This is a genomic window from Vreelandella sp. ssv, from assembly GCF_059448525.1.
Genome location: NZ_CM182545.1, coordinates 634,342 through 656,794, shown reverse-complemented (window position 1 = coordinate 656,794; position 22,453 = coordinate 634,342). Strand labels below are relative to the sequence as shown.

Here is a 22,453-nt window from a genome sequence, read left to right as displayed (position 1 = left end):
CTTGTCTTACTGATTACCTATTGGTTAGCAGACCCTCAAAGAAACTCACCGCATTGGCTTTCAGCCCTTCGAGGTAGTAGCCGCCTTCCTGTACCACCAGCGTGGGTACGTTAAAGTCCGCGACCCGGCGGCCCAGCTCACCAAACCCCGGCGTGGAGACAGAAACTTTGGCCTGGGGGTCGCGCTCGTAGATATCAAACCCCAGCGCCAGCACGATGGCGTCAGGCTCGAATAGGCGGATGGCTTGGCAGGCCTCCTCAAGGCGGTCAAAGAACACCGCTTCTTCTGAGCCGTGAGGCATGGGCAGGTTGAGGTTATAGCCCAGCCCAGCACCCTGCCCGCGCTCGTCTTCGAAGCCGGTCACCGCGGGATAGAAGTTGGTGGTATCACCGTGGATCGAGATATACAGCACGTCGTCGCGCTGGTAGAAAATCTCCTGAATGCCCTGCCCGTGATGCATATCGGGGTCGAGCACCACGATGCGCGGGTAGCGCGAGGTGAGTTGCTGCGCGGCAATGGCGGCATTATTCAGAAAGCAGAAGCCACCGGCCGAGTCGATGCCTGCGTGATGGCCCGGGGGGCGCGATAGTGCATAGGCAAACCGATCACCGGCTAACAGAGCCTCAGCCCCAGCGACCGCACTTTGAGCGGACCAATAAGCAGACTGCCAGGTGTGCTGACCCACCGGGGCGCTACCGTCGGCCAGATAGCGGCCAGCTTCCGCCAAGATGCCGCGCAGAGCGTTGGGCGAACGTACAAAAATATTGGAGATGACCTCTTCACCCCAATCTTCCTCAAGGGCATGCCAGCGCCGATGGGCACTTTCGAGAAAGCGCAGGTAGGGCAACGAGTGCACCGCCCTTATTGGCGCTACGCCATGATCCGCAGGTGCTTGAATATCAAATCCTAACTGATTGGCCGCCGCCAGCAGTTGAGTCGCGCGCTCCGGCACTTCCTGGGGAGTGCGCATCTTCCCGCGGGAGAAGTAGGTTTGCGGCTGATGAAGCAATTGATCATCGTGAAAGAACGTCTTCATCGGCACTCTATTCATCAGAACTATCTCCGTTTTCGCCCACACCCTTCACCACGAATTTGCGGGCTATGCCTATGTGGTAGTCAATCGCCTCACGGCAGGCGTCAGGGCTACCGCTATCCAGCGCATCGAGCAGTTTAAAGTGGCTGGTGGCGATGGTGTCGGGGGCTTCATGGGTTTTGGTAATGAGGGTGATGCACAGGCGCAGCTCATGGGTCAGGTCGTCGAAGGCACGCAGTAGCCGGTCGTTCCCCGCGTAGTGCAGCATGAGGCGGTGAAACTGCAGATCCTCTTCAATGCGACGGGTGCCATCGTTACTGGCCGCGGCCTCACATAGCACTTCTACTTGCTGCTTGAGCGCGCGCTGTGCTTCCGGTGTATAGCGCTCCGTTAAGCGTTGAATCGCATGACGCTCGAGGCATAGCCGCAAATCAAACACATCTTCGAGTTCAACGGCATTCAACGCGCGCACAAAGAAGCCCCGGCGAGGTTTTGATATTAATAAGCCACGGCTTTCCAACAAGCGAGCGGCCTCGCGAACCGGTGCGCGGCTAACGCCCAAGTCACGGGAAAGCTGTACTTCAGAAAGCCGTTCGCCGGGTAAGAAGTGTTGCTGAATAATCGCTTGGGTCAAATAGTCAGCCACTTGCTCGACAAGGTTCTGCTGCTGGATAAAGGGCCTGGGAGCCGCCGTTGATAAGGCCATAAAGTTCACTCGTGGGGTATGACGCGTTACCTTCAGTATGACGAAAAATACTCACTTGTCGACGAACGATTGCCGACTGTCGACAGCTTTACCAAGTGCTGCTATGGTCAAAGCAGGCCCCCAACAAACATCACAACTGGGCCTGACACGTCACGCCTCGCTCGCCTAACGACTACGTAACCTCATTACGTGCTAATAACCGAGGAGCAGGAAACATGAAAAAACCTTTAGCTTTGGCTATTTCCGCTGCAGCACTCGCTTTTACCTCCGCCGCCCTGGCCGATGACCCCAAAGAGGGTGGAGTGGTTAACACCATTATCCAGCCGGAGCCGCCCGGCCTGGTGCTGGGCATGGTTCAGAATGCGCCCACACGTACCGTGGCGGGCAATATTTACGAAGGCCTGTTGCGCTACACCACCGACCTTGAGCCCATGCCGCAACTGGCAGAGTCCTGGGACGTTAGTGACGATGGACGCACCTACACCTTCCATCTGCGTGAAGGCGTTACCTGGCACGATGGTGAAGCTTTTACCGCCGATGACGTGGTGTTCTCTGCCGATGTGTTCCACCGCGAGCTGAACCCTAGTGCCCGCGCCGTTCTTCAGCACGTGGAGAGCATTGAAGCCACCGACGACCACACCGTTGTATTTACCCTGAAGCAACCCTTCGGCCCGTTCCTGCTCTCCTTTGAAGCAGGCACCTTTACCATGGTGCCCGAGCATCTTTACGCGGGCACCGATTTCCGCAATAACGAGCATAACGACCACCCCATTGGCACCGGCCCGTTCAAGTTCGACAACTGGGAACGCGGCACGGTGATCGAGCTGGTCAAGAACGAGGAGTACTACGAAGACGGCCTGCCCTATCTGGACGGCGTTAACTGGCACGTCATCCCCGACGGCGCCTCCCGCGCAGTGGCCTTCGAGAACGGCACCATTGATGTACTGCCCAGCGGCACGGTCGAAAACTTCGATATTCCTCGCCTGGCCGAGATGGATAACGTTTGTATGACTGAAGAGGGCCATGAGTACTTCAGCCCCTTTGCCATGCTGTGGATGAACAATCGTGAAGGCCCAACCGCGGATAAACGTTTCCGTCAGGCGGTGATGTACGCCATGGACCGCGAGTTCGCCAAAAATGTGCTCTGGAACGGCCTGGGCAATGTCCCGCTCTCCGCCTTTGGCTCCAATGCGCGTTTCCAGAACGATGATCTGGAGCCCTACGATTACAATCCAGACCGCGCCCGCGAGTTGCTGGATGAAATGGGCTACGACGGTGAAGAGATCACTATTCTGCCGCTGCCCTATGGAGAAACCTGGACGCGCTGGGCGGAAGCCGTGCAGCAGAACCTGCGCGAAGTGGGCATTAATGTAGAAACCCAAGCCACCGACGTGGGCGGCTGGAACCAGCGCCTGGGCGATTGGGATTACGACCTCGCCTTTACTTACCTTTACCAGTACGGCGACCCGGCACTGGGTATTTCACGCACCTACCTTTCCGACAATATTGCCAAGGGCTCGCCCTGGAATAACGTGGAAGGCTACGAAAACGAGCGTGTCGACGAGCTGTTTAACGAGGCCGCCACGGCATTCCCCGACGCAGAGCGCGAAAAACTCTACCGTGAAGTGCAGGAAATCCTGCACGAAGACGTGCCCGTTGGCTGGCTGATGGAGCTGGGTTTCCCAACGCTCTACCGCTGCGATGTGCAAAACCTGGTCACCTCCGGCGTAGGGGTTAACGACGGCTTTAAAGATGCCTGGCTAGACCGCTAGGGCTTAGCCATACCCAGGCGGTCGACACCGCCTGGGTGTTTCAGCTACATCAGGAAGGTGTCTATGGTTTACGCTCGCTTAATTTCCATGCGGCTTTTTAAAGCCGTTATCGTTTTGTTTTTGATCGTTATTTTCAATTTTCTCCTGATCCAAATGGCCCCCGGCGACCCAGCGTCTATTTTGGCTGGGCAAGCGGGCGCTGCCGATCAGGAGTTCCTCAACCAGTTGCGCGAGCGATTCGGTCTTGATCAACCAATGTACGTGCAGCTGTGGCGCTATGTATCGGGTATTGCCATGCTCGATTTCGGCTACTCCTACCGCTTGGGTGTCCCGGTGTTTGATCTGATCATGGATCGCTTGCCCGCCACCCTATTGCTCACCGGCACCGCTTTTGTGCTTTCGCTGGTGCTGGGCATCGTGGCGGGTTCCATGGCCGCGGCACGGGTTAAAAAACCCTCTGGCTCGCTGATTATGGCGCTGGCGCTGGTGTTCTACGCCACCCCGCTGTTCTGGGTGGCGCTGATGTCGGTGGTGGTGTTCTCGGTCTACCTGGGCTGGCTGCCCGCCTACGGGCTTTATACCGTCGGGGCCGGTCACACCGGGTTTGCGCTGGTGCTCGATGTTGCCCAACACCTGGTACTGCCGGCGACTACGCTGGCGCTGTTCTTTATGGCGATTTACACCCGCATGACGCGTACTTCAATGCTGGATGCCGCTCAACAGGATTACGTCAAAACCGCCCGCGCCAAAGGCTTGAAGCCCAGCATTATCCAGCGGCGCCATGTGCTGCGTAACGCGCTACTGCCGATTATTACCCTGGCAGGCCTACAAGCGGGTCAGATGGTCGGTGGGGCCATCCTGACCGAAACCGTGTTTGCCTGGCCGGGCATCGGCCGCTTGATGTTTGAAGCCCTTGAACAACGGGACTACAACCTGCTGCTGGGTATTTTCTTCTTCTCGGCGGCCTTGGTCATCGTCTTCAATATCATCACTGATTTGGTCTACAGCCTGGCTGATCCACGCATCAAGAAGGGGGCCGCATGAGCTTTTTCGCACGCTTTGCGCAAAACCGTGGCGCCCTGGTGGGGCTGATTATCCTGCTGGTGATTATCGCCATGGCGATACTGGCACCACTGCTATTTCCTGAGTCGCCCTGGCGCATGGTTCAGCGACCGTTTTTGCCGCCGCTCTCTCAGGATGGCTTTCCCTTGGGCACCGACACCATGGGCCGCAATGTGGCCTCAGGCTTGATGCATGGCGCCTGGGTTTCGCTATTGATCGGGCTGGTCTCCACCAGCGTGGCACTGCTGATTGGCGTTCCCTTGGGGGCGATTGCCGGCTACTACGGCGGCATCATTGATGACGTACTGATGCGCTTTACCGAGTTCTTCCAGACCATCCCCAACTTTGCCCTGGCGATCGTGCTGGTCGCGATTATGCAGCCCAGCATCACCTCGATTGTGCTGGCGATTGCGATTGTCAGCTGGCCGCCGGTGGCACGCTTGGTTCGCGCCGAATTTATGTCGCTGCGCAACCGCGAGTATGTGGAAGCCGCGCGTTTAGTGGGTCAGTCCAACACCACGATCATTCTGCGTCAGATTCTGCCCAATACGCTGTCGCCGATTATCGTGCTGGCCTCGCTGATGGTCGCCACCGCGATTTTGCTGGAGTCGGCGCTGTCGTTTCTGGGGTTGGGCGATCCTAACGTGATGTCCTGGGGCTATATGATCGGCGCGGCGCGCACGGTGATTCGTCAGGCGTGGTGGCTAAGCTTCTTCCCTGGCGTGGCGATTCTGCTCACCGTGCTGGCGTTAAACCTGGTGGGTGAAGGGCTAGACGACGCTTTGAACCCCAAACTATCCCGCGAGCGCTAAGGACTTTATATGCCTATTACAGAGAATCAATCGGCTGACACCGTCCTCAGCATTCGAGACCTGAACATTGCGCTCCCCAAAGGGGCGGACCGCGCCCTGGCGGTGGAGGACGTGAGTTACGAGGTGAAGCGCGGCGAAATCATGTGCGTGGTGGGCGAATCCGGTTCCGGAAAGTCGATGGCTGCCAACGCCGTGATGGGGCTGCTGCCCAAGGGCGTGAACGCCACCCAGGGCGAGATACTCTTTGAAGGGCAAGACCTGCTCTCGCTGACGGAAAAACAGCACCGCGCTCTGCGTGGACTAAAAATCGGCATGATCTTTCAAGAACCGATGACCGCCCTCAACCCGCTGATGCGCGTTGGCGCACAGATTGCCGAGGTGTTCGAAGCGCACGGCCAGCTCACCCCCAAGGAGCGACAGGCCCGCGCGCTGGAGCTGCTGATCGAAGTGGGTATTCCCCAGCCTGAAAAGGCGATTCGCGCCTACCCGTTTGAGCTTTCCGGCGGCCAGCGCCAGCGGGTAATGATCGCCATGGCACTGGCGCTGGAACCCATTTTATTGATTGCCGATGAGCCCACTACAGCGCTGGATGTAACGACACAGGCGCAGATTCTTGAGCTGATACGCGACCTACAGCAGCGACGCGGCATGTCGGTGATGTTTATCACCCACGACTTTGGCGTGGTGGCCGAAATTGCCAACCGCGTCTGCGTCATGCGCCACGGCAAGATCGTCGAGTTGGGTGACGCTAAGCCGGTGCTTGAGAACCCGCAAGACGCCTATACCCAAGCACTAATCGCCGCGATTCCCAGTAATGCGGTGCCGCCCCACCGGGAGACCAGTCAAGTTGCTCCGCTGTTGGAGATCAAGCAGCTCAATAAGGTCTTTCGCTCTCGGGGCGGCTGGCTCAAACCTGCTCGCGAAGTGCATGCGCTTAACGATGTTTCGCTCACCCTGGCCCGGGGAGAAACCGTGGGGATTGTCGGTGAGTCCGGCTCGGGCAAGTCTACCCTTGGGCGCTGCGTGGTGCGCTTGGAACACCCCGACAGCGGCGAACTATTGCTGGATGGCGTCAACCTTTCCCAACTAAAAGGCGATGCGCTACGCCGCGAGCGCCACCGCGTTCAGATGATATTCCAGGACCCTTACGCCTCGCTCAACCCGCGCACCAAAGTGGGCATGGCGATAGCCCAAGGGCCAATTGCCAACGGCACGCCCAAAGCTGCGGCGCTTAAACAGGCAGGCGAGCTGCTGGATATGGTGGGCTTGGGTGCCAGCGCCGTGGAGCGCTTCCCCCACGAGTTTTCCGGCGGCCAGCGCCAGCGCATCGGCATTGCCCGCGCACTGGCGCTTAACCCTGAGCTGATCGTGGCAGACGAAGCCGTCTCGGCCCTGGATGTGTCGATTCAGGCCCAGGTACTGGAACTGCTGGAGGAACTCAAACAACGTCTCTCACTATCATTGCTGTTCATCACCCACGATCTGCGCGTCGCCGCCCAGATTTGCGACCGCATCGTGGTGATGCAGTATGGTCGCATCGTCGAGCAAGGCAGCGCCGAGCAGATTTTCCTCGCCCCGCGTGAGGCGTATACCCAGGATCTGCTCAAGGCGATTCCCGGCCGCGAGGCGCCCGTTGCGGCCACTGCGTAAATTGTTTAAAGGTAAAAAGGATACCCAATGCAGATAACCCTGGAGGCGCTGCGCGCTATTGTGGGCCCAGCCCATGTATTGACCGGCGACGATGTGCGCAGCCGCCGCGTGGACTGGATGACCGGCGCGCCCTGCCAAGCCGGGGCGATTGTTCGCCCGGCGGATACCGAGCAAGTCGCGGCGGTCATGCGTGCCTGTCATCAGGTGCAGCAACCGGTGGTCACCCACGGCGGCTTAACCGGTCTGGTACACGGCGCAGAAGCTAGCCCGGATGAACTGGTGATTTCCCTTGAGCGTATGACCGCGATCGAAGAGATCGACCAGGTCGGCGGCACCCTCACCGTGCAGGCGGGGACGCCGCTGCAACGGGTTCAGGAAGCCGCGAAAGAGGTCGGCCTGCAGTTTCCGCTGGACCTGGGTGCTCGGGGCAGTTGCACGATTGGCGGCAATATCGCCACCAACGCCGGCGGCGTTCGGGTGATCCGCTACGGCATGATGCGCCAGCAGGTGCTCGGCCTGGAAGCGGTCATGGCCGATGGCCGGGTAGTCAGCTCCATGAACCGCATGCTGAAAAACAATGCCGGTTTCGATTTGAAGCAGCTGTTTATCGGCAGCGAAGGCACGTTGGGCATTGTGACCCGAGCGGTACTGCGCCTTCAGCCACCTACTCCTAGCGAGCAAACGGCGATGGTGGCCTGCCCTTCATTTGAGGCGCTCACCGGGCTACTCAGCCATATGGGCAAAACACTCGGCGGCAGCCTGGGTGCGTTTGAGGTGATGTGGCAAAACCACTATCGCTTGCTCACCGAGACACTAGGCCGCCACACCCCGCCGATTGCCACCGAGCACCCGTTTTATGTGATCATTGAGTCACTGGGCAGCGACGCTGAACGCAATGCCACTCAGTTCAGCGAAGCATTAGAAAGTGCGCTTGAGAGCGAGCTGATTGTCGATGCAGTGATTGCGCAGTCGACTACCCAACGTGATGGGCTGTGGGCGATTCGCGAGGACATCGAAGGGCTGGTCAAGGGGCTGGCGCCGGTGCTTACCTTCGATGTCAGCCTGCCGATTGCCGATATGCAGCGCTACACCGATGCCCTGGAAGCGCAACTAACTCAGCGCTGGCACGAAGCGCGCCTGGTGGTATTTGGTCACCTGGGCGATGGCAACCTGCATATTTCCGTTAGTGTGGGGAGCGCTGAAGTAGAGGTGCGCCGTGAAGTGGAAGCGATGGTCTATCAACCGCTGGCAGCGCTTGGCGGCTCGGTCTCCGCCGAACACGGCATCGGCCTTGAGAAGCGGCCCTGGCTGAGCACCTGCCGCTCCAGCGCCGAAGTCGAGTTGATGCATACCCTCAAGCATGCGCTAGACCCGCTCAACCTATTGAATCGCGGCAAAGTACTTCAATAACCGTTTTAAGTTACTCATTAACACTGCTTTAGGACTTACCATGCCCTCCCAAAGTACGCCCCGTTATCCCGAGCACTTAACTGGCGAAGGCCCGCATAACCCTTTTCCAGGTATCAAAGTATTAGAGCGTCGCATTGGCAAGGAGATTCCCCATAGGCTGGGCTCTAACGAAGGCCTGGACATGCCCCACCGCGCCCTGCGCGAGCACTTTGGCGATGCCCTGACCGAACACGTTTACTGCTACGGCGATGCCGAGGCGCTGGGTGTGCGCCAGCGTTTGAGTGCTCAGCAAGGTATTCCGTTGGAAACGATGCTGGTCGATGCCGGTGCCGATAGCTTGATTGCCCTGGCGCTGCGCACCACTTGCGAGCCGGGTGAAACGGTCGTCAGCACCGCAGGCACCTACCCCACCTTGGGCTATTTTGCCAAAGGCCAGGGCTGCCGCTTGGTTGAGCCCAGCTATTATGAGGCGCCGGGCGTGCTGGCCCCCGACCTGGAAGCGCTTATCGCAGCGGCGCATCAGGAGAACGCGCGGCTGGTGTATCTAGCCAACCCGGATAACCCCAGCGGCCACTTACATAGCGACAGCGCCATTCTCAAACTGCGCGAGGCGCTGCCCGATACCTGCTGGCTGCTGCTGGATGAAGCCTATGGGGACTTCCGCGACGATGCCAACAGCGAGTTCGCTGCCAAAGCCATACCGGGCGTGATTCGCCTGCGCACGCTTTCAAAGGCTCACGGCCTGGCGGGTCTGCGCATTGGCTACGCCATCGCTGACCCAGAGGTGCTGGCGATGATGATGAAGGTGCGTATTCACTACGCGGTATCGTCGTTGACCCTGGCCGCTGCGGAAGTGGTGCTCGATCATCCTGACGAGGTTCACCAACACGTTACCGATGTAAAAGCCCGCCGTGAGCAGTTGGCTAAACACTTTCACGCACTGGGCGCCGACGTACTCCCCAGCGCCACCAACTTTATCGGCATTCGCCTGCCCAGCGCCGAACTCGCCGCTGAGGTGCACCAGCAACTGCTCGACGAAGGTGTATTAGTCACGCGCCTGACACACCCAGAACTTGCCAATGTAATACGCATTACGGCGGTACAAGCCGCACTGGAACCGGGAAGATTGGCGGCTCTCGAACAGGCGATTAAAGAGCACGCCTGATTAACTTAGTAACGTTGATCAGTAGGTGCGAGGGCAGGTTGGAGCGAGGGTCTTTTGTCATGGCCGGAAAATGTTCCCGACAATTCCGCCATTTCCGCCATCCATGGCGGTCAGATGGCGAAAGTAGCGCCCATGGATGGGTTCACAGCGCCCTCGCGGAAACCTGCCCTCGCACCGGGGCAGGCTGATTACCCGCCACACTTGCCCTAAGGCGTTAACCAATGCCTGAAATCGTCCAGCTCACCGCGCACCGCCTGACGATATAAGCCCTGCAGTTGAGCAGTGACACTGTCGGGACTGATGGGTTCGTTGACGGGCGGTGCGCCAGCGCGACCGCCAATACGACGGCCATCCAGCTCGCGAAGCGGGAGTATTTCGGCGGCGGTGCCGGTTAAAAATGCCTCGTCGGCGGTGTAGAGCTCGTCGCGGGTAATCCGCCGCTCCCGCACTTCAATGCCCAGCACCTTTTGCGCCAGCTGAATCACGCTATCCCGGGTGATGCCTTGTAAACACGACGTCACTTCCGGGGTGTGCAGCACCCCATCGCGCAGCAAAAAGACGTTGGCCGCGGAGGCCTCGGCTACATAGCCTTCGGGGTCGAGCATGATAGTTTCATCAAACCCGGCTTTGATCGCGGTATTCAGTGCCAGTATCGAGTTGACGTAGTGGCCGTTGGTTTTTGCCCGACACAGGCTGATGTTGACGTGGTGGCGCGCCCAGGAAGAGGTCAGCGCTCGCAAGCCGTGGGTGGCGGCCTGGGGGGAAATGTAGGGGCCTAAATCCCAGGCGGCGACCATCACATGGGTCGTTAGCCCCTGGGCGCGTAGCCCTAAACCTTCCGCACCAAAAAACACGGTGGGTTTCAGGTAGGCATTGCTCAGGTTGTTTTTGGTCAGGCATTCGCGCTGGGCATTGATCAACTCCGCTTCACTAAACGGCAGCGGCATATCCAGTGAATGAGCACTTTCTGCCAAGCGACGGGTGTGCTCGGCAGTACGAAATAAATGCGTGCCGCTGGGGCCTGCGTAAGCGCGCACACCCTCAAAACAACCCATGCCGTAATGCAGTGTATGGGTAAACAGGTGCACCTTGGCCTCACGCCATTCCAGCCATTCACCATCCTGCCATATCCAGCCGTCGCGATCATAAAGCGGTGTCATTGTTTGCGTTGCTCCCACTGTTGGCACCAGTCATCGATCAACGTCTGCTGATGCGGTTGCAGGGCCTGATAGCCCCATGCGGCAATTTCATCGTTTTGCGGGTCAGGCACGGCAATCTGACTATCTGCCAAAGTCTGGATCACTGCGTGACCACAGAGCGGCACATAGCCTTCTGAATAACCGCCTTCATGTATGAACACCAACTTGCCCTCGCAACAGCGCTCGGCCAGCGCTTTTAGCTGAGCGGTCATGTCGGCGAAGGCCTGGCTGTTGAGCAACATCTTGCCTAAGGGATCTTTGGCACAGGCGTCGTAACCGCACGCCACCACGATCAGGTCAGGTTTGAACGCCTCCAGCGCGGGCAGCACCAGCTTTTCCATGGCGTAACCGTAGGCGCCCAGGCCGCAGCCCGGTGGCAGCGGCAGGTTGAGATTGGCACCCATGCCTGTGCCTTCGCCCTGCTCGCCAAAGCTGCCGGTTTCCAGCGGGTAGTTGGCCGCCTGATGGATAGAAACCGTAAAGACTTCAGGCTCGTTATAAAACGCCGCCTGCTGACCGTTGCCGTGGTGAACATCCCAATCGAGTATCGCTACGCGGCTAACCTGCCCCAAGGCACGGGCGCGCATCACCGCCACGGGGATATTGCCCAGCAGGCAAAAACCTCGGCCTTGATCGGCTTCGGCATGATGCCCCGGCGGGCGGCATAGGGCGTAGGCATTGCTGACCTCGCCAAGCGCTACGGCTTCCACTGCGGTAATGGCTAACCCGGCAGATTGCGTGGCCGCCGCCCAGCTGCCGGGCATGTAGGGGGCGCAGTCGCCTCCATTGCCGCCTCTGGCTTTATCCCCTGCCTGCAGGTCTTCTAAATAGCGTGAAGTGTGAAAGCGCGATAAATCATCAATGGAGGCAGCGGGCGGTTTAACCACATGAAGTTCGTCAATCAGACCGCTGACTTCGAGAATATTCTTCAGCCGCCGTTTGCTTTCCGGGCTTTCAGATGCAGCTTGAGGCTGTAAAAACTCACCGGGGGCGGAGAAGACCCCAATCGCGCCTTGGTCATGCCAAAAGCAGCGCTCGTGCCAGTAGAAACCGGTTCTGCTCATGCCGTAAAGCCCTGCATAAAGGCGGTCAGGTTGGCGCTTAAGTGCTCAGTGGGGTAGCCACCTTCTTGCACAATCACCATGGGCAGCGAAAGCGACGCCAAACGCTTGCCCACCTCGATAAACGCTTCGGTTTCTACTTTGAGCCCCGCTAGCGGGTCATCTTTGTGGGCATCCAAGCCTAGCGCCACCACCACGGCATCGGGCTCGTAGCGCTGTAGGTGATCAATTAACACTGCCAGAGCGTCCAGATAGACCTCGCCGTCGCTACCTACCGGCAAGGGCAGATTAACGTTAGCACCTACGCCTTCTTCGTCGCCCTCTTCATCAGCGCCGCCCCAAAAAAACGGATAGAAATCACTAGGGTCAGCGTGCAGCGACCCCGTCCAGACATCGCTGCGGTGATAAAAAATATCCTGGGTGCCGTTGCCGTGGTGCAGATCCACATCGATGATCGCTACTTTAGCGAAGCGTTCGCGCAACACCGTGGCGGCCAGCGCTGAATTATTCAGCAGGCAAAAGCCCCCGGCGCGCTCCGGCCCAGCATGATGACCCGGCGGGCGGCACAGCGCGTAGGCCGTTGGCGCGCCATCAAGCACCTCTTCAGCCGCCGCTTCGGCGCTAGCCGCCGAGGCCAGCGCGCCTTGAAAGCTGGTAGCACTCAGCGGGCAGGCCATATCGTGCAAATGCCACCCCGCCTGCCCAATCGGGTGACGGGGGTAGTGGTAACCGCCACCGCAGGGGTGAATATTGGGCGCAACAAACTCCGCCGCATTGGGCAGCGCCTGCCAGCGAGCGTAAATGGTGTCGAGAAACGTCAGGTAGCGCGGCGTATGGATCTGTTCCAAGCGCTTACGCAGCGTTGGCGAATCCGCCTCAGTAGGCGCGGTCAGGGTCAGCCCCGCCTTTACCAACCCCTGGGTAAGCAGCTCGGCGCGCACCGGGCCTTCCGGTGAGGGCACGGGTTGACCGCGCAGCAAAAACGTCGGCGGCGCGTGGTAGGCCTGATCAGGGTGGTAAAAGCATTTCATGGTCAAGTTCGCAATCCTTGGCAGCCCGTTAGAGTAAAGAAGGAATCCAGGTGGAGAGCGCTGGGAACGCCGCCAGCAACACAATCACTACCAGAAACGACACGTAAAACGGCAGCGAGGCCACGATTGCCCGTTCATAAGGCACCTCGGCTATTCGTGCGGCGGTCATCAGCGTCATCCCCACTGGTGGTGTCACGTTGGAGATATTGAGCACCACGATCATCAGGATCGCGAAGTGAAGCGGATCAAACCCAAGCTGAATCATCGCTGGCACCAGCACGGGCGCAATGACCACCAGGGCAGGCAGCACGTCCATCACTGTGCCAATCATCAAGAGTAGCAGACACACCAGCATCAACTGCACAAAGGCCACATCGCTAAAAGTGGTGATCATGCTGGCCGCATCCCTGGCGATGCCCGAGCGAGTAACGAACCAGCCCAATACCGCCGAGGTTGCCAGCAGGAAAAACACCACGCCGGAGAAGCGCACCGTGGTCACCAGCGAATCCCAAATTTTGCGCCAGGTAAGATTACGGTAGAAGACCACGCCAATCACAATGGCGTAAACCGCCGCAAAGCCCGAGGCTTCGGTAATCGTGGTGAGCCCCGAGAGAATCCCACCGAGAATAATCAGCGGCACCACCATGGCGGGCAGCGCCAGCACAAACGACATCAAGGCCATCTTAAACGGCGTCGGCGCCTGTTTCGGGTAGTTGCGTTTCCAGGCCAAAAAGAAGCTGACGCCCAGCAGGGCCAGCGCCATCAACAGGCCGGGAATAATGCCACCGGCAAACAGGTCAATCACCGAAATATCGCGCAGCAGCGTGGCATAGACCACCATCACCACGCTGGGGGGAATAATCGGCCCGATGATAGAGGAGCAGGCGGTAACCGCCGCGGCGTATTCGGCATCGTAGCCCTGCTTTTTCATTTCGGGGATCATGATCTTGCCGATGGCCACGGTATCGGTGACCGCTGCGCCGGTGAGGCCCGCAAAGAACACGGAGACCGAGATATTCACGTGGGAGAGTGATCCGCGTACCCGGCCGAACAGCGCATTATTGAAGGCGATCAATTTATGGGTTAGTCCGCCCTGGTTCATCAGCTCAGCGGTAAAAATAAAGTAGGGCACGGCAATCAGCAGAAAGCCGGAGACGCCGGAGAACATTCGGTCGGCAATGATGCCGAGCATGCGCTCGCCGCCCATGGCAAAGCCACCCGCTAGCCCCGACATGGCCATCACCACGGCTACCGGCGCGCCGATAAAAAGCAGCACGACAAACGCAATAATTGCAGGGGTCATGAGCGGTGCTCCCCGTCAGTAGTGTCGATGAGTCCGCCAATCACGTCCTGCTCATCGATGAAGTGCTCCAGTAGGGCAAAGCCATGCACCAGATGCAGCAGCATAATCACCCCACTAATGGGTATGACAATGGCAGTGAACTTGCTGGGAATGCGGATTTGGTCAGAGACCATATACACCTGGGTGGCGCTGCTGAAGTAGTCCCAGCCGTACCACGTCAGCATTAGCGCAAATAAGCCAATCACCGCCAGGCATAACCCGGCAGCCACTTGCACCATCACGCGGGGCAAACTGCGAACCAGTAGTGTCATGGCGACGTGCTCGCCATAGCGCAGCGAAATCGTCATGGAAAGAAAGCCGATCCAGGGCAGAAACAGCCGCGCCAGCGAGTAGGTCCAGCTCAGCGTGCTGCCGGTGATCAGCTTGTAGAGAAACGCCGTGAACGAGATGCCCAGCATTGCCAGAATACAGCCCACACACACCACGATAGCCACCTGATTGACGAGGTCGCTCACGCGGCGCAAAGGAGTTAAAACGCCCATGGTTTTTCCTCACGCTGGGGCCTCACATCGCCCCAGCGTTTATCGTTCGCTAACCGTTATTGACCATAAATGCGGTAGTCGTCTTCTGCCAACTGCTGGCCGACACGCTCGACTTCATCAAGCAGCCCTTGTACGCGGGCTTCGTCCATGCCGAAGTCATCGACGATCCACTCCTGCCAGGCGGGACGGGCGATTTCCGCCATCCGCTCGCGCTCGGCGTCGGGCATCAGGTAGCACTCTTCGAAGCGTTCACAGGACTCCACCCAACTCGCGGTAGCCAGGGCGCCCGACATACCATGGCTCAGTTGAATCGCTTCCCGCGCGGAGCTAATCACCGCCTGCTGATGTTCTTCGGGCAACGATTGGTACCACGACTCGCTGACCACCCAGGGGGCGCTGTTATACACATGCCCGGTGAGCGTGGTGTAGTCGGTGACCGCATCAAAATTGAAGGTGGTGTTGAGCACCGGCGCATTGAACTGCCCATCGGCAAGGCCGGTTTCCAACGCGGTAATCAGCTCACCCCACGGCAGCGGTGTGGCCGAAGCACCTAACGATTGCATTATCGCCACGTGAGCGGGGTTCTCTTCGGTGCGAATATTAAGACCTTCTAAATCGTCAACGGTCTTGATCAAGCGCACGTTATTAGTGAAGGCGACAAAACCACCGCCATCGTCGAAGGTGCCCAAGTAGCGCAAATCGGCGTCTTCGATGGTGCCGGACATAAAGTCAGCGAACCACTCGCTATCAAAGAAGCTCCACGCCTGACGCCAGTTGGTGAACAGGAAGGGTGCGGTGACGGCCTGGTAGTCTTCGTAGAAGGAGGACATCGCCCCGGCGGACATAATCGTTGACTGTAGCGTACGCCCGCCCTGCACTTCCGAGCCGTTCTCCACCTCGGAACCTAGCTGGCCGCCGCCGAAGATGGTGACCTCAAGATCCCCGTCGGTGCGCGCCTCTACCAAGTTTTTAAAGTGCACCAGCGCCGGATAGATCTCGTTATTACTCATATCCTCGGGCAACTGCGTGGCGATCACCATTTCATAGGATTGCGCCTGGGCATTGGCGCTGGCAATGGCTAGTGGAAGTGCCGCCAAGGCGGCGAAAAAGACTGATTTTTTAGCGTTCATAACACACCTCGTTTTGATTATTGGTCGGTCTTCGTTATGAGTGACGTGGCTACCCACCGGGTATCGATGGTGTTGTTGTTATGGCAATCGTTATGACTGTTCGGGCAGCGACTCCCACACTTCTATCGCAGCGGCTAAATCTTCCAGCGAAGCGCCAACCGATTTGAACAACGTGATGGCCTCCGGAGCAGAGCGTCCCGATTTAGTTCCGCTTAGCACCTCGGCAAGCTCGGCCTGAATCTGGTCGAACTGGAATTCGCCCTCCTCAATGGCTTGTAGGATATCGCCCGCTTCGCCTTTGGCACCGGCGTAGGTATCCACAAATACCTCTGAGCGGCGCAGACATAGCGCATCGGTTTCGCGCATTTGCGGGCGAAACGCGCCGATCAGATCCAAGTGGGTGCCAGGCGTCAGCCATTCGCCCTTGATCAGCGGCTGATGGGATAGCGTTACGCAGCTGATGATGTCCGCCTCTGCGACGGCATCCGCCAGGTCTTCCACCACGTGGGTCTCAAAGCGTTCTGCATACTCGTCAGCAATCGCTGCCGCTTTGCTGGGATTGCGACCCCAGATCAGCACGCGTTTGATGGGACGCACGCTGGCGTGAGCCTCGATCACCATGGGCGCCAACTTGCCCGTGCCCATCACCAGCAGCGTCTCTGCGTTTTCATTGGCCAAGGCTTGGGCGGCCAGTGCGGAGGCCGCCGCCGTGCGACGCCGGGTTAGCTCGCTGCCATCGATGCAGGCCAGCGGCTGGCCGTGTTTGCCCTCGCTGAGCAAATAGAGCCCAGAGATCGCCGGAATACCATGGTCGGCGTTTTGCGGAAACACATTGACCATTTTGACGCCGATATAGCCCGCCGCTTCCCAGGCGGGCATTAGCAGCATAGTGGCTTCGCCATCTGGCCGGTGCATCGCGTGGTGATGGCGCGGAGGTGACTCCACGCCGTTCACGAATGTTGTATGTAGCCGCTTGATCAAGCCATCCCACGTCAGGTGGCGCGTGACCTCTTCGGCAGAAACAACCCGCATATCAGGCCTCCGGCAGCGCGGCTACCACCATAATTTCAACTTTCCACTCGGGCTTGGCGAGCTGGGCTTCCAGCGCTGCACGTACGGGCGGGCGACCGGGCACAACCCAGGCGTCCCAAGCAGCGTTCATTTGGTCGAACTCCGCCATGCTGGTGACCCAGATTTGCGCTGAAATCAGGTGCTCTTTCGAGGTACCCGCCTGGGCGAGCAGTTGATCAATGCGCGCCAGCAACTGCTCGGTTTGGCCACGCATATCCGCCGTGGCATCAGGGGGAACCTGGCCTGCGAGGTAAACGGTGCCGTTGTGAATCGCCACTTGGCTCATACGTGCATTGCTGTCTTGATAGGTAACGCCCATGGTGTTGCTCCTTGAAAGCGGTGCTGCTGATATAAATCGTCTTGATATGAGGGATTAGTCAAAGACTAAAGCGCTAGCAGGCAAATTACTTGCCCGAAGCTGAGGTAGATTTGCCCGCAAGTCATGCAGGCAAGAAAATTTTAGCACTAACGGTGCAGGGAGGGGCTAGCGGTCAGGTGGGGGGCTAACAATCTGCAGAAAGGCCTAACGGTCTGAAGAAGGAGCAATCTCGAAATAACGCCGATAGGCGCGGGAAAAGCTGCCTTGGTCGCGAAAGCCGACCAGCATGGCGATATGCCCCAAACTGAGCGTGCTATGGCGAACCAAGGTGCGGGCATGCTCTAAACGCCTGCGCTGCACATAGGCCAGCGGCGTTACACCGGTCAGCTCGCGAAAGCAGCTGTGAAAGTGCCCTGGGCTCAAGGCGCACAGCGCGGCCAGCTGTTCGACACGGATCTCGTCAGCCAGATGCTGATCCAACCAAGCATCCAGACGGGCAAGGTCGAGACGTTCGCTGATGCAGTGTTGGCCCAACTGTCCAACTGTGGAGGGAGTGGCATCATGCAGATACATGGTCAGCGCGCGTAACAGCAGAATCGCGATTTCATTCTGCAGCGCGGGGCACTGCTCAAGCTGATTCGCCAGGGCGTGGGTAAGCTGGTTTAACGCGGGGGGGACGCTGAAAAAGCGCGGCTTATCAAACAGGCGCTCAATCTCGCTGCCTTTTTCAAGCGACGCCAAGTGCGCAACGGGAATATCCAACACCAAGGTGCGGTTACTGCCATCGCCTTGGTACTCATGATGACGCGACGAAGGAATCAAGCACCCGCGGCGAGCGGTCACCCGCTCCCCCTGGCCTTCCATCGATAGCTCCGTCACGCCACAAGTGGCCAGAATCAGCTGATGGAAATCGTGGGTATGGGCCACCTGCTCTTGGGCCAAGTTGCGGCTATGTAGCTCAAAAAGGGCCATGGTGGGTACCGTCTGTACGTCGAATGCTATTTAAGCACTATAAAACGGCTAAGCAACAAAAAGCGAGGACCCAGCCAACTGTGGGCTAGTGCTATGCCGGGAAGGTGAACGGGCATGCACTAAGAGCACTGCTGTCATTAGCCAGTCATGGACTCAGGATAGCGTGTTCTTCAGCTGTCATAAGAGGCCAAACAAAATGCCACAGCGTCGACGCCACCCTTTTAATCACCCTCTCAGCGAATCAGAAATCGCGGCACTCTCTCAAGCCCTTTCTCGGCTAGCCAATGGCAACGCCATAACCCAGCAGCGTGAAGCAGAGCGTGAGGCGCGACTGACATCAGTATTAACGCGGTTTCACTCGACGACACTCGCCACTGCGATGCCGCTGGAGGGTATGAAAATACTCATGATTTCGGATGTTTACTTTCCTCGCGTCAATGGGGTTTCTACTTCCATTGCCAGCTTCCGTGGTGCCCTTGAGCGTTTGGGACACTCTGCCACGCTGATCTGCCCTGACTATCCCGTGGGCCAAGTAGACGAGCCGGGCGTGCTGCGTATTCCTTCCCGCCATGTACCCGGCGATCCAGAGGATCGCATGATGCGCTATCGGGACTTGATCGCCCTGGCACCGGAGCTTGCCGCTGAAACCTTTGATCTTATTCATATCCACACGCCCTTTACGGCGCACTATGCCGGCGTGGCGCTGGCGCGCCAACTTGAGCTACCGGTGGTGGCGACCTATCACACGCTTTTTGAGGAGTACATTCATCACTATATCCGCTGGCTTCCGCGACGCTGGCTGCGCCTTGCAGCACGTAGGCTTTCGGTGCACCAGTGCCAGCAGCTAGATGCCTTGGTCGCTCCTTCACGAGCAATTCAAGAAGCCCTTACCCACTACGGTGTGGCGACGCCCATCACAGTCATTGCCACTGGCTTGGCATTGGAATCGTTCTGCCATCCTCAGGGAGCCCAGGATGATAGCGACTTTCGTGCTCATTATGATCTGCCTACAGATGCACGCCTGCTGCTCTATGTCGGCCGCGCCGCCTTCGAGAAGAACATCGATTTTCTGATCGATATGCTGCCCAAGGTATTAGCCGAACACCCCACTACCCGTTTGATCATTACCGGCGAAGGCCCCGCCCATGAATCGCTTGTCCGGCACGCCCAGGAAGTTGGCGTGACAGAATCGGTGCTGTTCCTTGGCTATCTCGATCGCCACGGCCCGCTGCAAGCCGCCTACCGCGCCGCCGACGTTTTTGTATTTGCATCACGCACTGAAACCCAAGGACTCGTCCTGCTGGAAGCGATGGCCCTGGGCACCCCAGTGGTCTCCACCGCCATGATGGGTACAATGGATGTACTAAAAGAGGGAGAAGGCTGCCTGATCGTCGAGGATAACCATGACGACTTCGCCGCCAAGGTTAACCGCCTATTAAGCGATGAAACCCTGCGCCAACAAATTGCCGAGCGCGCCCAGACCTACGCCGCGAGTTGGCATGAAGATGCCAAGAGCGAGGAGTTGGTAGCTCTTTATCGACATATTGCGGCTGAGCGTTTGGTTAATGCGAGAAAGTAAGCACCGAAATCTGCGTTGACACTTTGTGGACACATTCAGGGATTGGGGAAGGGAAAAACTCAAATCGCAGACACAAAAAAAGGCGCCTAAGCGCCTGATTTTTAATGTTTGGTGCCGGTAGCCAGACTCGAACTGGCACACCCGTAAAGGCGGCGGATTTTGAATCCGCTGCGTCTACCAATTCCGCCATACCGGCAATGCGTGCGTAGTATACGTAAATTTCTAGGTAGGTCAATCACATTGCCTGACTTTATGCAGCCAAAGCGCTATCCTATGCCGCCTGTTTGATCAACGTTAAGAGTTATACGCCATGCAGCGCGCGGATTTTCATTACGAGCTACCCGACGAATTAATTGCTCGCTACCCTTCTGAACAGCGTAGCGACTGCCGTTTGCTGTGCGTGGATGGCCAGAGCGGTGCATTGGAACATCGCCGCTTTCCTGATTTGCTTGAGCTTCTTGAGCCGGGCGACCTGCTGGTGTTTAACGACACCCGGGTGATTCCGGCGCGCCTGCACGGCCATAAGGCCAGTGGCGGCAAGGTAGAAATGCTGCTGGAGCGCCCGCTGGATTCCCACCGCGGTTTGGCGCATATTCGTTCGAGTAAATCGCCGAAGCCCGGCACCGAGCTGATTTTCGAAGGTGATGTTCACGCCATCGTAGAAGGCCGCCGTGACGCGCTATTCGAGCTGCGCTTTTTAGGCGATACGCCGATGATCGCGCTGCTCGAAAAACACGGCCATATGCCGCTGCCGCCGTATATCACCCGCGAAGACGAGCTTAGCGACCGTGAACGCTACCAAACTGTCTATGCCCGGCGTGACGGCGCCGTTGCGGCGCCGACCGCTGGGCTGCATTTTGATCAGCCGCTGCTGGATGCACTGGCAGATAAAGGCATTAACCGTGCCTTTGTCACCCTGCATGTAGGCGCGGGCACCTTTCAGCCGGTGCGCGTCGACAACATCCTTGAACACCATATGCACAGCGAGTGGATAGAGGTCACGGAAGCCACCTGCCAGCAAGTGCGCGAGACCATGGCAGCCGGTAAGCGGGTGGTGGCAGTGGGCACCACCAGCGTGCGCTGTCTGGAAAGCGCCTGCATGAAAAGTAGCGACGGGCAGATCGCGCCTTATAGTGGCGATACCGACATTTTCATCTACCCCGGTTACCAGTGGCGCTGCGTGGATGCTTTAATTACCAACTTCCATTTGCCTGAATCAACGTTACTGATGCTGGTGTCCTCCTTTGTGGGCTATGACACCATCATGCACGCCTATAAACGGGCAGTGGCCGAGCGCTATGCGTTTTTTAGCTATGGCGACGCCATGCTGTTGACCCGCTAGGTATTGTTGCTGATTGTTGACCCGCTTGCCCTGCACCCGCCGCGCCAAACGAACGAGATTAACGAGTTACTTTATATGCGAAACGAATGCTTTATGCGCTTTGAGCGCTTGGCCGACAATGGCCGTGCCCGCCGTGGCCGCCTTCACTTCCCCCGTGGCACAGTGGAGACTCCGGCGTTTATGCCAGTAGGCACCTATGGCACAGTGAAAGGCATGACGCCCGACTCCATCAAAGAGATCGGTGCCGAAATCATCCTGGGCAACACCTTTCACCTGTGGCTGCGCCCCGGCACCGAGGTGATTGAAGCCCACGGCGACCTGCATGACTTCGCCCAATGGGACAAACCGATTCTGACCGACTCTGGCGGCTTTCAGGTATTTTCCCTAGGCAAAACGCGCAAGATCACCGAGCAGGGCGTGCACTTCCGCTCGCCGGTGGATGGCAGCAAAGTCTTTATGGGCCCGGAAGAGTCCATGGCGGTTCAGCGTTCGCTGGGCTCCGATGTGGTCATGATCTTTGACGAGTGCACGCCCTACCCGGCCACCTTTGAGGAAGCCGAGAAATCCATGGAGCTGTCGCTGCGCTGGGCCAAACGCTCGCGGGAGGCCCATGGCGACTCCCCTTCCGCGCTATTCGGCATCATCCAGGGCGGCATGCACCCTGAGCTGCGCGAACGCTCGCTCAAAGGGCTATTAGAAATTGATTTTGATGGTTTGGCGATTGGCGGGCTTTCAGTGGGCGAGCCGAAAGAAGAGATGATCAAGGTGCTCGACTACCTGCCCACGTGGATGCCGGATGAAAAGCCACGCTATTTAATGGGTGTCGGCAAACCCGAAGACCTGGTGGAAGGCGTGCGCCGGGGTGTGGATATGTTCGATTGCGTGATGCCTACCCGCAACGCGCGTAACGGCCACCTGTTTACCTCGGAAGGCACGGTCAAAATTCGTAACGCCAAGCACCGTTTTGACACTCGCCCACTTGATGAAGAGTGCGATTGCCATACCTGCAAGAGTTTCTCGCGGGGCTACCTGCACCACTTAGACCGCTGTAATGAAATGCTCGGCTCAATGCTCAACACCATCCACAACTTGCGTTACTACCAGCGTGTGATGGCTGATTTGCGCGCGGCAATTGAAGCGGGTACATTGACGACCTTTGTGGAAGGCTTCTATGCACGGCGCGGCCTGCCAGTGCCTCCCCTTGCTACCTAAAATCTAGCGAATTAATCGCCACGCGCTCTGGTGCGTGGTTTAAACTGTTCGACTATGTTTTGAACCAAGCTTTTAATAACCA

The 22,453-nt window shown here is 58.2% G+C and carries 20 protein-coding genes and 1 tRNA gene; 9 read left to right on the top strand and 12 right to left on the bottom strand.

All coding sequences use genetic code 11. The features are described 5' to 3' along the window. Positions 1–13: 13 nt before the first annotated feature. Both AC5TBW_RS03115 and AC5TBW_RS03110 read right to left on the bottom strand, forming a co-directional pair. Positions 14–1,036 carry a histone deacetylase family protein gene (locus AC5TBW_RS03115; RefSeq protein ID WP_495510676.1) on the bottom strand — a complete coding sequence of 341 codons (1,023 nt, stop codon included), beginning with the start codon at positions 1,034–1,036 and terminating at the stop codon, positions 14–16. A 7-nt stretch (positions 1,037–1,043) separates the two neighbouring features. Further along, positions 1,044–1,739 (bottom strand): GntR family transcriptional regulator, encoded by a 696-nt coding sequence (locus tag AC5TBW_RS03110; protein WP_495510675.1) that lies wholly within the window; start codon positions 1,737–1,739, stop codon positions 1,044–1,046. 215 nt (positions 1,740–1,954) lie between these two features. Between AC5TBW_RS03110 and AC5TBW_RS03105 the strand changes: the two genes are divergently transcribed. The 6 genes from AC5TBW_RS03105 (at position 1,955) to AC5TBW_RS03080 (ending at position 9,610) form a co-directional block, all read left to right on the top strand. Beyond that, the gene (locus AC5TBW_RS03105; RefSeq protein WP_495510674.1) at positions 1,955–3,511 is read left to right on the top strand and encodes an ABC transporter substrate-binding protein; all 1,557 of its coding nucleotides are present in this window, start codon (positions 1,955–1,957) and stop codon (positions 3,509–3,511) included. 63 nt (positions 3,512–3,574) lie between these two features. Further along, positions 3,575–4,555: an ABC transporter permease gene (locus AC5TBW_RS03100; RefSeq protein ID WP_495510673.1), complete on the top strand. Its 981-nt coding sequence runs from the start codon at positions 3,575–3,577 to the stop codon at positions 4,553–4,555. Beyond that, positions 4,552–5,385 (top strand): ABC transporter permease, encoded by an 834-nt coding sequence (locus AC5TBW_RS03095; RefSeq protein ID WP_146876019.1) that lies wholly within the window; start codon positions 4,552–4,554, stop codon positions 5,383–5,385. The genes AC5TBW_RS03100 and AC5TBW_RS03095 overlap by 4 nt, the downstream gene beginning before the upstream one ends. A 9-nt stretch (positions 5,386–5,394) precedes the next feature. After that, the gene (locus AC5TBW_RS03090) at positions 5,395–7,035 is read left to right on the top strand and encodes an ABC transporter ATP-binding protein (RefSeq protein ID WP_495510672.1); all 1,641 of its coding nucleotides are present in this window, start codon (positions 5,395–5,397) and stop codon (positions 7,033–7,035) included. 27 nt (positions 7,036–7,062) lie between these two features. Then, positions 7,063–8,445 (top strand): FAD-binding oxidoreductase, encoded by a 1,383-nt coding sequence (locus AC5TBW_RS03085; protein WP_495510671.1) that lies wholly within the window; start codon positions 7,063–7,065, stop codon positions 8,443–8,445. A gap of 40 nt (positions 8,446–8,485) precedes the next feature. Beyond that, complete coding sequence (locus AC5TBW_RS03080) at positions 8,486–9,610, top strand: pyridoxal phosphate-dependent aminotransferase (RefSeq protein ID WP_495510670.1); 1,125 nt, start codon at positions 8,486–8,488, stop codon at positions 9,608–9,610. Between the two features lie 206 nt (positions 9,611–9,816). Here the strand turns inward: AC5TBW_RS03080 and AC5TBW_RS03075 are convergent, their stop codons facing one another. From AC5TBW_RS03075 to AC5TBW_RS03035, 9 genes are all read right to left on the bottom strand, one after another. Beyond that, positions 9,817–10,770 (bottom strand): branched-chain amino acid transaminase, encoded by a 954-nt coding sequence (locus AC5TBW_RS03075; protein WP_495510669.1) that lies wholly within the window; start codon positions 10,768–10,770, stop codon positions 9,817–9,819. Next, complete coding sequence (locus AC5TBW_RS03070) at positions 10,767–11,873, bottom strand: class II histone deacetylase (RefSeq protein ID WP_495510668.1); 1,107 nt, start codon at positions 11,871–11,873, stop codon at positions 10,767–10,769. Before AC5TBW_RS03070 ends, AC5TBW_RS03075 begins: the two co-directional genes overlap by 4 nt. Next, entirely contained in the window at positions 11,870–12,901 is a 1,032-nt protein-coding gene (locus tag AC5TBW_RS03065) for a histone deacetylase family protein (RefSeq protein WP_495511903.1), read from the bottom strand. Before AC5TBW_RS03065 ends, AC5TBW_RS03070 begins: the two co-directional genes overlap by 4 nt. Positions 12,902–12,929: 28 nt before the next feature. Next, a complete protein-coding gene (locus AC5TBW_RS03060) occupies positions 12,930–14,204 on the bottom strand; it encodes a TRAP transporter large permease (RefSeq protein WP_495510667.1) in 1,275 nt (424 codons plus the stop codon). Beyond that, positions 14,201–14,746 carry a TRAP transporter small permease gene (locus AC5TBW_RS03055; protein ID WP_495510666.1) on the bottom strand — a complete coding sequence of 182 codons (546 nt, stop codon included), beginning with the start codon at positions 14,744–14,746 and terminating at the stop codon, positions 14,201–14,203. Before AC5TBW_RS03055 ends, AC5TBW_RS03060 begins: the two co-directional genes overlap by 4 nt. Positions 14,747–14,802: 56 nt before the next feature. After that, on the bottom strand, positions 14,803–15,876 hold the full coding sequence (gene dctP, locus AC5TBW_RS03050; protein ID WP_495510665.1) for a TRAP transporter substrate-binding protein DctP: 1,074 nt from the start codon (positions 15,874–15,876) through the stop codon (positions 14,803–14,805). A 90-nt stretch (positions 15,877–15,966) separates the two neighbouring features. Beyond that, positions 15,967–16,908 (bottom strand): bifunctional Delta(1)-pyrroline-2-carboxylate/Delta(1)-piperideine-2-carboxylate reductase, encoded by a 942-nt coding sequence (gene lhpI, locus AC5TBW_RS03045; RefSeq protein ID WP_495510664.1) that lies wholly within the window; start codon positions 16,906–16,908, stop codon positions 15,967–15,969. 1 nt (position 16,909) lies between these two features. Then, positions 16,910–17,266, bottom strand: coding sequence for a RidA family protein (locus AC5TBW_RS03040; protein ID WP_495510663.1), 357 nt, complete (start codon positions 17,264–17,266; stop codon positions 16,910–16,912). A 204-nt stretch (positions 17,267–17,470) separates the two neighbouring features. Beyond that, positions 17,471–18,238: a helix-turn-helix transcriptional regulator gene (locus tag AC5TBW_RS03035; protein ID WP_495510662.1), complete on the bottom strand. Its 768-nt coding sequence runs from the start codon at positions 18,236–18,238 to the stop codon at positions 17,471–17,473. A gap of 196 nt (positions 18,239–18,434) precedes the next feature. Here AC5TBW_RS03035 and AC5TBW_RS03030 point away from each other — a divergent pair, with 196 nt between their 5' ends. Further along, a complete protein-coding gene (locus AC5TBW_RS03030) occupies positions 18,435–19,817 on the top strand; it encodes a glycosyltransferase (protein ID WP_495510661.1) in 1,383 nt (460 codons plus the stop codon). Positions 19,818–19,926: 109 nt separating this feature from the next. Here AC5TBW_RS03030 and AC5TBW_RS03025 read toward each other — a convergent pair. Further along, a tRNA-Leu gene (locus AC5TBW_RS03025) sits at positions 19,927–20,013 on the bottom strand. Positions 20,014–20,127: 114 nt separating this feature from the next. Between AC5TBW_RS03025 and queA the strand changes: the two genes are divergently transcribed. Together queA and tgt are read left to right on the top strand one after the other, a co-directional pair. Further along, the gene (gene queA / locus AC5TBW_RS03020) at positions 20,128–21,159 is read left to right on the top strand and encodes a tRNA preQ1(34) S-adenosylmethionine ribosyltransferase-isomerase QueA (RefSeq protein WP_495510660.1); all 1,032 of its coding nucleotides are present in this window, start codon (positions 20,128–20,130) and stop codon (positions 21,157–21,159) included. Positions 21,160–21,252: 93 nt separating this feature from the next. Beyond that, the gene (tgt, locus tag AC5TBW_RS03015) at positions 21,253–22,371 is read left to right on the top strand and encodes a tRNA guanosine(34) transglycosylase Tgt (RefSeq protein ID WP_495511902.1); all 1,119 of its coding nucleotides are present in this window, start codon (positions 21,253–21,255) and stop codon (positions 22,369–22,371) included. Positions 22,372–22,453 lie beyond the last annotated feature (82 nt).

Coding starts and splice junctions, on each gene's coding strand:
- AC5TBW_RS03115 (WP_495510676.1), bottom strand. CDS start 1,036: ATGAAGACGTTCTTTCACGATGATCAATTGCTTCATCAGCCGCAAACC.
- AC5TBW_RS03110 (WP_495510675.1), bottom strand. CDS start 1,739: ATGGCCTTATCAACGGCGGCTCCCAGGCCCTTTATCCAGCAGCAGAAC.
- AC5TBW_RS03105 (WP_495510674.1), top strand. CDS start 1,955: ATGAAAAAACCTTTAGCTTTGGCTATTTCCGCTGCAGCACTCGCTTTT.
- AC5TBW_RS03100 (WP_495510673.1), top strand. CDS start 3,575: ATGGTTTACGCTCGCTTAATTTCCATGCGGCTTTTTAAAGCCGTTATC.
- AC5TBW_RS03095 (WP_146876019.1), top strand. CDS start 4,552: ATGAGCTTTTTCGCACGCTTTGCGCAAAACCGTGGCGCCCTGGTGGGG.
- AC5TBW_RS03090 (WP_495510672.1), top strand. CDS start 5,395: ATGCCTATTACAGAGAATCAATCGGCTGACACCGTCCTCAGCATTCGA.
- AC5TBW_RS03085 (WP_495510671.1), top strand. CDS start 7,063: ATGCAGATAACCCTGGAGGCGCTGCGCGCTATTGTGGGCCCAGCCCAT.
- AC5TBW_RS03080 (WP_495510670.1), top strand. CDS start 8,486: ATGCCCTCCCAAAGTACGCCCCGTTATCCCGAGCACTTAACTGGCGAA.
- AC5TBW_RS03075 (WP_495510669.1), bottom strand. CDS start 10,770: ATGACACCGCTTTATGATCGCGACGGCTGGATATGGCAGGATGGTGAA.
- AC5TBW_RS03070 (WP_495510668.1), bottom strand. CDS start 11,873: ATGAGCAGAACCGGTTTCTACTGGCACGAGCGCTGCTTTTGGCATGAC.
- AC5TBW_RS03065 (WP_495511903.1), bottom strand. CDS start 12,901: ATGAAATGCTTTTACCACCCTGATCAGGCCTACCACGCGCCGCCGACG.
- AC5TBW_RS03060 (WP_495510667.1), bottom strand. CDS start 14,204: ATGACCCCTGCAATTATTGCGTTTGTCGTGCTGCTTTTTATCGGCGCG.
- AC5TBW_RS03055 (WP_495510666.1), bottom strand. CDS start 14,746: ATGGGCGTTTTAACTCCTTTGCGCCGCGTGAGCGACCTCGTCAATCAG.
- dctP (WP_495510665.1), bottom strand. CDS start 15,876: ATGAACGCTAAAAAATCAGTCTTTTTCGCCGCCTTGGCGGCACTTCCA.
- lhpI (WP_495510664.1), bottom strand. CDS start 16,908: ATGCGGGTTGTTTCTGCCGAAGAGGTCACGCGCCACCTGACGTGGGAT.
- AC5TBW_RS03040 (WP_495510663.1), bottom strand. CDS start 17,266: ATGGGCGTTACCTATCAAGACAGCAATGCACGTATGAGCCAAGTGGCG.
- AC5TBW_RS03035 (WP_495510662.1), bottom strand. CDS start 18,238: ATGGCCCTTTTTGAGCTACATAGCCGCAACTTGGCCCAAGAGCAGGTG.
- AC5TBW_RS03030 (WP_495510661.1), top strand. CDS start 18,435: ATGCCACAGCGTCGACGCCACCCTTTTAATCACCCTCTCAGCGAATCA.
- queA (WP_495510660.1), top strand. CDS start 20,128: ATGCAGCGCGCGGATTTTCATTACGAGCTACCCGACGAATTAATTGCT.
- tgt (WP_495511902.1), top strand. CDS start 21,253: ATGCGCTTTGAGCGCTTGGCCGACAATGGCCGTGCCCGCCGTGGCCGC.